3 protein-coding genes are annotated in these 9,275 nt (G+C 64.3%); 1 reads left to right on the top strand and 2 read right to left on the bottom strand.

The annotated features are described in order from the left end of the window. Positions 1–111: 111 nt before the first annotated feature. Positions 112–4,398, bottom strand: coding sequence for a DNA-directed RNA polymerase subunit beta' (gene rpoC, locus SP5_RS18055; RefSeq protein ID WP_042491446.1), 4,287 nt, complete (start codon positions 4,396–4,398; stop codon positions 112–114). Positions 4,399–4,483: 85 nt separating this feature from the next. Beyond that, complete coding sequence (gene rpoB / locus SP5_RS18050; RefSeq protein WP_042491445.1) at positions 4,484–8,662, bottom strand: DNA-directed RNA polymerase subunit beta; 4,179 nt, start codon at positions 8,660–8,662, stop codon at positions 4,484–4,486. 408 nt (positions 8,663–9,070) lie between these two features. On the opposite strand from rpoB, the gene SP5_RS18045 reads away from it, so the two are divergent. After that, the coding region (locus tag SP5_RS18045; protein ID WP_157013803.1) for a hypothetical protein at positions 9,071–9,275 on the top strand (205 nt) is incomplete at its 3' end.

Below are 9,275 nucleotides of genomic sequence, written 5' to 3'. Positions count from 1 at the left end.
CCTGGAACCGCGGCCTTGCCTTGCATCAAACCTCGTCACGACGGGCCGTTAAAAAAGCCGCCGCCCGGTTGCCCGGACGGCGGCTCTTTTGTTTGCAATCCGTCAGGCGGATCAGTCGTTCAGATACTCACCAGCATCGGCGTCCGTGCCGTGGCCCGAGGGAGCAACCTCGGCCAGCGGATCGTTGCCGGTGCCGCCCGCGTCACGCGCCGAACGCGCCTGCTCGGCAGCCCGCTCTTCGGCGGCGCTGACCGGCGCGACGATCGCTTCGGCCAGCTTGCGCTGCTGTGCACGCAGCGCCGCGTCGCGGCTGGAGGCCGCCACGCGCAGGCGGTTCATGCCAGCGCCGGTGCCCGCCGGGATCAGGCGGCCGACGATGACATTCTCCTTCAGGCCCATCAGCGTGTCCTGCTTGCCCTGGACCGCCGCCTCGGTGAGGACGCGGGTGGTCTCCTGGAACGACGCCGCCGAGATGAAGCTGCGAGTCTGCAGCGACGCCTTGGTGATGCCGAGCAGGACGGGCTTGCCCTGCGCACGCGCCTGGTTGGCGTCGAGCTTTTCGTTGATCGCGTCCATTTCCTCGCGATCGACCTGCTCGCCCTTCAGCAGCGTGGTGTCGCCGCCGTCGGTGATCTCGACCTTTTGCAGCATCTGACGAACGATCGTCTCGATGTGCTTGTCGTTGATCTTCACGCCCTGGAGACGATACACTTCCTGGATTTCGCTGACCAGATATTCGGCCAGCGGCTCCACGCCCATCGTTTCCAGAATGTCGTGCGGATCGGGTGAACCGCCGATCAGGTTGTCGCCACGCTTGACGTAGTCGCCTTCCTGAACGTCGATCACCTTCGACTTCGGCACCAGATACTCGACGACATCGCCGCCATCCTCGGGCTGAATGCCGATCTTGCGCTTCGCCTTGTAATCCTTGCCGAATACGACACGGCCCGAGACCTTGGCGATGATCGCCGAGTCCTTCGGAACACGCGCTTCGAACAGCTCGGCGACGCGCGGCAGACCGCCGGTGATGTCGCGGGTCTTGGCCGACTCGCGGGCGACACGCGCCAGAACGTCACCGCCCTGCACCTGCGCCCCGTCCTCGACCGAGAGCGTCGCACCCGGTGCCAGCATGTAGCGACCGGCCTCGCCCGAATTGTCGTCGAGCAGGGTCATGCGCGGACGCAGATCCTCCTTCGACTTGGTCGAGGCGCGATATTCGGTGACGACGCGCTGGGCGATACCCGTGGCTTCGTCGACCTGCTCGGTCAGGGTCTTGCCCTCGATCAGGTCCTGGAACTTCACCGTACCGGGGTTTTCGGTGATCACCGGCATGGTGAACGGGTCCCACTCCGCCATGCGGTCGCCCTTCGACACGATGTGGCCATCGTCGAACAGGACGTACGCACCGTAGGGAATACGGTCGACCGCCAGCTCGCGGCCGTCCATGTCCACGATCGCGATCTCACCCGAACGGCTCAGCACCACGCGGCGACCACGCTGATCGGTGATCAGACGCAGGTCGCGGAATTCGACCGTACCATCGGCCGCCGCTTCCAGGTTCGACTGCTCGTTCAGCTGCGCCGCACCACCGATGTGGAAGGTACGCATGGTCAGCTGCGTGCCCGGCTCACCGATCGACTGCGCCGCGATGACGCCGACCGCTTCGCCGATGTTCACCGGCGTACCGCGGGCGAGGTCACGGCCATAGCACTTGCCGCAGACACCGATCTTCGATTCGCAGACCAGCGGGCTGCGGATCTTGACCGACTGGGTGTTCGCCGCCTCGATCTTAGCCACCATCGGCTCGTCGAGCAGGACGCCCGATGCGATGATGACTTCGCCGGTCTTGGCGTTGACGATGTCCTCGGCCGTGGTGCGGCCCAGGATACGCTCGCCGAGCGAGGCGATGGTCGAACCGCCCTGCACGATCGCCTTCATCTCCAGGGCGCGGGTCGTGCCGCAATCCTCTTCGATGATGACGCAGTCCTGGCTGACGTCGACCAGACGACGGGTCAGGTAACCCGAGTTCGCCGTCTTCAGTGCCGTGTCGGCCAGGCCCTTACGCGCGCCGTGGGTCGAGTTGAAGTATTCAAGGACGGTCAGACCCTCCTTGAAGTTCGAGATGATCGGCGTTTCGATGATCTCGCCCGACGGCTTGGCCATCAGGCCGCGCATACCCGCCAGCTGCTTGATCTGCGCGGGGCTACCACGGGCGCCCGAGTGAGCCATCATGTAGATCGAGTTGATCGGCTTCTCACGGCCTTCCATCGGGCCGTCCTCGTAATGCCGGACCGCCTTGATCTCGTTCATCATCGAGTTCGCGACCTGGTCGCCGCAACGGCTCCAGGCGTCGATCACCTTGTTGTACTTCTCCTGCTGCGTGATCAGGCCGTCCTGATACTGCTGCTCGAAGTCCTTCACCTGCTCGCGCGTCTCGTCGACCAGACGATCCTTGTCCGGTGCGATGATCATGTCGTCCTTGCCGAACGAGATGCCGGCGCGGAACGCGTGACGGAAGCCCAGTGCCATGATCGCGTCGGCGAACAGCACGGTCTCCTTCTGGCCGGTGTGACGATACACCTCGTCGATCACCTCGCCGACGTCCTTCTTGGTCAGGACGCGGTTGACGATGTCGAAGGGCACCTTGTGGCTCTTCGGCAGCGTCTCGCCCAGCAGCATGCGGCCCGGCGTCGTCTCGAAGCGCTTCAGATACTGGTTGCCCTGCTCATCGGTCTGCGGAACGCGACTGATGATCTTGGTGTGAAGCGTCACGGCACCGGCGAAGAGGGCCTGATGGACCTCCTCCATGTCCGCCAGCATCATGCCTTCGCCCGGTTCCTTCTGCTTTTCGAGCGAGAGGTAATAGAGGCCCAGCACCATGTCCTGCGACGGCACGATGATCGGCTTGCCGTTGGCGGGCGACAGGATGTTGTTGGTCGACATCATCAGGACGCGCGCTTCCAGCTGCGCTTCGAGCGACAGCGGAACGTGGACGGCCATCTGGTCGCCGTCGAAGTCGGCGTTGAACGCCGAGCAGACCAGCGGGTGAAGCTGGATCGCCTTGCCCTCGATCAGCACCGGCTCGAACGCCTGGATGCCCAGACGGTGAAGCGTCGGCGCGCGGTTTAGCATGACCGGGTGCTCGCGGATCACCTCGTCCAGGATATCCCAGACTTCCTTGCGCTCCTTCTCGACCCACTTCTTGGCCTGCTTCAGGGTCATTGACAGACCCTTGGCGTCCAGACGGGCATAGATGAACGGCTTGAACAGCTCGAGCGCCATCTTCTTGGGCAGGCCGCACTGGTGCAGCTTCAGCTCCGGGCCGGTCACGATGACCGAACGACCCGAATAGTCGACGCGCTTACCCAGAAGGTTCTGACGGAAGCGGCCCTGCTTGCCCTTCAGCATGTCGGACAGCGACTTCAGCGGACGCTTGTTGGCACCCGTGATCGTGCGGCCGCGACGGCCATTGTCGAACAGCGCGTCGACCGCTTCCTGCAACATGCGCTTTTCGTTGCGGACGATGATGTCCGGCGCACGCAGCTCCATCAGCCGCTTCAGGCGGTTGTTGCGGTTGATGACGCGGCGATACAGGTCGTTCAGGTCCGAGGTCGCGAAACGACCGCCGTCCAGCGGCACCAGCGGGCGCAGCTCGGGCGGGATGACCGGAATGACTTCCAGGATCATCCATTCGGGACGGTTGCCCGATTCCAGGAAGCTCTCAACGACCTTCAGGCGCTTGATGATCTTCTTGGGCTTCAGCTCCGACTTGGTCGTCGCCAGCTCTTCGAGCAGCGCGACCTTCTCGCCTTCCAGGTCGAGATTCTCGAGCATGATGCGGACCGCCTCGGCGCCGATCCCGGCCGAGAAGGCGTCCTCGCCATATTCATCCTGCGCGTCGAGCAGTTCGTCCTCGGTGAGAAGCTGATACTTCTCCAGCGGGGTCAGGCCCGGCTCGATGACGATATAGGCTTCGAAGTACAGCACGCGCTCGAGCTGCTTCAACTGCATGTCGAGCAGCAGGCCGATGCGGCTCGGCAGCGACTTCAGGAACCAGATGTGCGCAACGGGTGCTGCCAGTTCAATATGGCCCATCCGCTCGCGGCGGACCTTCGACACCGTGACTTCGACACCGCACTTTTCGCAGACGATGCCCTTGTACTTCATGCGCTTGTACTTGCCGCACAAGCATTCGTAATCCTTGATCGGACCGAAGATGCGCGCGCAGAACAGGCCGTCACGTTCCGGCTTGAACGTGCGATAGTTGATCGTCTCGGGCTTCTTGATCTCGCCGAACGACCAGGAACGGATCTTGTCGGGCGACGCGATGCCGATCTGAATCTGGTCGAAGGTTTCCGGCTTGGCCACCGGATTGGCGAAGTTGGTCAGTTCGTTCATCTTGCTTTCCTCACAGGGAGGGAAAATTCATCGGGCGAGCTTGAGCGGGGGCCGGTGGAGCATTTCGCCCCACCGGCTCCGTTTCTTACTCCGCCGCCTCGGCCAGACCGTCGTCCTGCGCCTCTTCCATCGACTTCAAGTCGACGTTGAGACCCAGCGAGCGCATTTCCTTGACCAACACGTTGAAGCTCTCCGGGATGCCCGCCTCGAAGGTGTCGTCGCCCTTGACGATCGCTTCGTAGACCTTGGTGCGGCCGACCACGTCGTCCGACTTCACCGTCAGCATTTCCTGGAGCGTGTACGCCGCGCCATAAGCCTGCAGCGCCCACACTTCCATCTCACCGAAGCGCTGGCCACCGAACTGCGCCTTACCGCCCAGCGGCTGCTGGGTGACGAGGCTGTACGGCCCGATCGAACGCGCGTGGATCTTGTCGTCGACCAGGTGGTGCAGCTTCAGCATGTAGATGATGCCAACGGTCACCTTGCGGTCGAACTGGTCGCCGGTGCGTCCGTCGAACAGGTCCGACTGACCCGAGGTGTGCAGACCCGCCAGCTCCAGCATCTCCGACACGTCGCTCTCGCGCGCGCCGTCGAACACCGGGGTCCCCATCGGCACGCCGGTGCGGATGTTCTGGACCAGCTCGGCCACTTCCTCGTCGTCACGGTTCTGGATGTCTTCGGCATAGTGATCGCCGTAGATTTCCACGAGCCGCGCCTTGACCGCTTCCGGCACCGCGCCCGGCTTGGCATCCGGGTTGGCTTCGCGCCAATCCTCCAGCTGCGCCGCGACCTGCATACCCAGGTTGCGCGCCGCCCAGCCGAGGTGGGTCTCGAAGATCTGACCGACGTTCATGCGCGACGGCACGCCCAGCGGGTTCAGCACGAGATCGACCGGCGTACCGTCCGCGAGGAAGGGCATATCCTCCTGCGGCAGGATGCGGCTGATGACGCCCTTGTTGCCGTGACGGCCGGCCATCTTGTCGCCCCGCTGCAGCTTGCGCTTCACCGCGACGAAGACCTTGACCATCTTCAGCACGCCCGGCGGCAGCTCGTCACCACGCTCCAGCTTGTCGCGGCGGTCATGGAACTTGTCCGTGATCCGCTTGGCGGCTTCGTCATACTGCGCCTTGACCGCTTCCAGATCGCTCTGGCGCGCGTCGTCGGCGACGGCGAACTTCCACCATTCGTGACGATCGACCGATTCCAGCACCTCGGCATCGATGACGATGCCCTTCTTCACGCCCTTGGGCGCGGCGGTGGCGGTCTGGTCGAGCAGCATCTCGCGCAGGCGGCTCCAGGTCGCCCGGTTGAGGATCGTGCGCTCGTCGTCGGCGTCCTTCTTCAGACGCTCGATCTCCTCGCGCTCGATCGCCATCGCGCGCTCGTCCTTGTCGATGCCATGGCGATTGAAGACGCGCACGTCGACGATCGTACCGGCCACGCCCGGCGGCAGGCGGAGCGACGTGTCGCGCACGTCGCTCGCCTTTTCACCGAAGATCGCGCGGAGGAGCTTTTCTTCCGGCGTCATCGGCGATTCGCCCTTCGGCGTGATCTTGCCGACCAGGATGTCGCCCGGCTCCACCTCGGCCCCGACATAGACGATGCCCGCCTCGTCGAGGTTGCGCAGCGCCTCTTCACCGACGTTCGGAATGTCGCGGGTGATGTCTTCCGGCCCGAGCTTGGTGTCGCGCGCCATGACCTCGAACTCGTCGATATGGATCGACGTGAACACGTCGTCCTTCACGATCCGCTCGGAGATGAGGATCGAGTCCTCATAATTGTAGCCGTTCCAGGGCATGAACGCGACGAGCGCGTTGCGGCCCAGCGCCAGCTCGCCGAACTCGGTCGAGGGGCCGTCGGCGATCACGTCGCCCGCCTTCACGACGTCGCCCACCTTCACCAGCGGACGCTGGTTGATGCAGGTCGACTGGTTCGAACGCTGGAACTTCATCAGCGTGTAGATGTCGACGCCCGACTTGCCCGCATCGACCTCTCCGGTCGCGCGAACCACGATGCGGCTGGCATCGACCTGGTCGACGATACCGGCGCGCTTCGCCGCGATCGCCGCGCCCGAGTCGCGGGCCACGGTCTCTTCCATGCCGGTGCCGACGAAGGGCGCTTCCGCCTTCACCAGCGGCACGGCCTGACGCTGCATGTTCGAGCCCATGAGCGCGCGGTTCGCGTCGTCGTTTTCCAGGAACGGAATGAGCGAGGCGGCGACCGAGACGAGCTGCTTCGGCGACACGTCCATCAGGGTGATCTGATCGGGCAGCGCCATCAGGAATTCGCCCGCCTGACGCGCCGAAACCAGATCCTCGGTGAAGCGGTTGTCCGCATCCGTCGCGGCCGAAGCCTGGGCGACGGTGTGCTTCTGCTCTTCCATCGCCGACAGGTACACGACCTCGTCGGTGACGCGGCCGTCGATCACCTTGCGGTACGGCGTCTCGATGAAGCCATACTTGTTGACGCGGGCGAAGGTCGACAGCGAGTTGATGAGACCGATGTTCGGGCCTTCCGGCGTTTCGATCGGGCAGATACGGCCATAATGCGTCGGGTGAACGTCGCGGACTTCGAAGCCCGCACGCTCACGCGTCAGACCGCCCGGCCCGAGCGCCGAGACGCGACGCTTGTGCGTCACTTCGGAGAGCGGGTTGGTCTGGTCCATGAACTGCGACAGCTGCGACGAACCGAAGAACTCACGCACCGCTGCCACGGCGGGCTTGGCGTTGATGAGGTCGTTCGGCATCACGGTCGACACGTCGACCGACGACATGCGCTCCTTGACCGCACGCTCCATGCGCAGCAGGCCGACGCGATACTGGTTCTCCAGCAGCTCGCCCACCGAACGCACGCGGCGGTTGCCGAGATTGTCGATATCGTCGATTTCGCCCTTGCCGTCCTTCAGGTCGACCAGCGTCTTGACGACCGCCAGAATGTCCTCGGTGCGCAGCGTCGTCACCGTGTCCGGGCAGTCGAGGTCGAGGCGCATGTTCAGCTTGACGCGACCCACGGCCGACAGGTCGTAGCGATCGGGATCGAAGAACAGGCCTGCGAACAGCGACTCCGCCGTCTCCAGCGTCGGCGGTTCGCCGGGGCGCATCACGCGGTAGATGTCGGACAGCGCCTGCTCACGCTCTTCGGCCTTGTCGGCCTTCAGCGTGTTGCGGATCCACGGACCGGTCGCGACATGATCGATATCGAGCAGCTCGATCGTGTCGACGCCCGCCTTGTCCAGCGCTTCGAGGTTCTCGGCGCTGATCTCGTCACCCGCCTCGACATAGATTTCGCCGGTCTGCTCGTTGATGAGGTCGTAGGCGCTGTAGCGGCCGAAGATTTCCTCGGTCGGGATCAGCAGCTGCGACAGGCCGTCCTTGGCCGCCTTGTTGGCAGCGCGGGGGCTGATCTTCTGACCGGCCGGGAACACGACCTCGCCCGAGTCCGCATCGACGATGTCGAACATCGGCTTGGCGCCACGCCAGTTCTCGGCCTGGAACGGGATCTTCCAGCCGCCGTCGCCGCGCACGAAGGTCAGGCGGTTGTAGAAATAGTTGAGGATCTCTTCCGAGTTCATGCCCAGCGCATAGAGCAGCGCCGTCACCGGCAGCTTGCGCTTGCGGTCGATACGGACGTTGACGATGTCCTTGGCGTCGAACTCGAAGTCCAGCCACGAACCGCGATACGGGATCACGCGCGCGGCGAACAGATACTTGCCCGAGGCATGGGTCTTGCCGCGGTCATGGTCGAACAGCACGCCCGGCGAACGGTGCATCTGGCTGACGATGACGCGCTCGGTGCCGTTGATGAAGAAGGTGCCGTTCTCCGTCATCAGGGGCATGTCGCCCATGTAGACGTCCTGCTCCTTGATATCGATGACCGACTTGGCTTCGGTATCGGGATCGACCTCGAACGCGGTCAGGCGCAAGGTGACGCGCATCGGCGCGGCATAGGTGATGCCCCGCTGGCGGCATTCCTCGACGTCGAACTTCGGGTCCTCGAGGACGTAGTCGTCGAAGTCGAGATAGGCGGTGCCGGCGAAATCCTGGATCGGGAAGACGCTGCGCAGCGTCTTTTCCAGCCCCGAGACATGGCCCGTGGACTTGTCCGAGCGCAGGAACTGCTCGTAGCTTTCGCGCTGAACCTCGATCAGGTTCGGCATCTGCACCACTTCGTGGATGTCGCCGAACACCTTGCGGATACGCCGCTTGGCGGTGCCGCCATCGCCCTTGCGCGGGGCGGAGCCGCTGTCGATCGCCTTGGTTGCCATGGGTCTGTCTGCCTCGTCAGCCGTAAATCACTGCCCGGATGCCTCCGGGCCAGACGCAACGACAGACGCCGAAAGGCCGCGCGCAAGTCTCTGCGGCGGCATCCGGCGTCCGTTGAACCAGCGATCCTCCATTCGACCGACACGCTGCGCGAAGGCGCGTCATTTCCCGAGGATCGTGGTGAGTGGCCGCGATATAGGCGCTGCACCCCCAAGTGTCAAACCGACGCACGCGCAGGCAGGGGCAAAGTTCCCGCTGGCGCAGGTGGCGCAGGGCTTGCCACATATTGGCCGCATATGGGGTTACTATATGGGGTTGCATCCGCCGGGCCTCCGGGGCACGGCTGGTGCGGCCGGGTCTGGGACCCGGACGGCGGTTGAAGATTGTAGTTACCACGAGGAATGCATTTCATGACATCGTCCGGGCCGCGCCGCGCCGCGCGCCTTCTTGCCCTGACGCTGGTGCCGGTGCTCGCCCCGCTGCCCGCCGCTGCCGTCCCGTTCCAGAGCACGTCGCAGGACAATGATGCCGCGCGCGCAGGCACCGGCGGGCTGGAGGGGTTCAGCCTGAGCCCGCGCCTGTCGACGCCGCAGGCCAATCCGTCGGCCGTGCCGA

This window comes from Sphingomonas parapaucimobilis NBRC 15100, from assembly GCF_000787715.1.
Taxonomy (GTDB): domain Bacteria; phylum Pseudomonadota; class Alphaproteobacteria; order Sphingomonadales; family Sphingomonadaceae; genus Sphingomonas; species Sphingomonas parapaucimobilis.
This window is presented reverse-complemented; position numbering and strand designations above follow the sequence as displayed.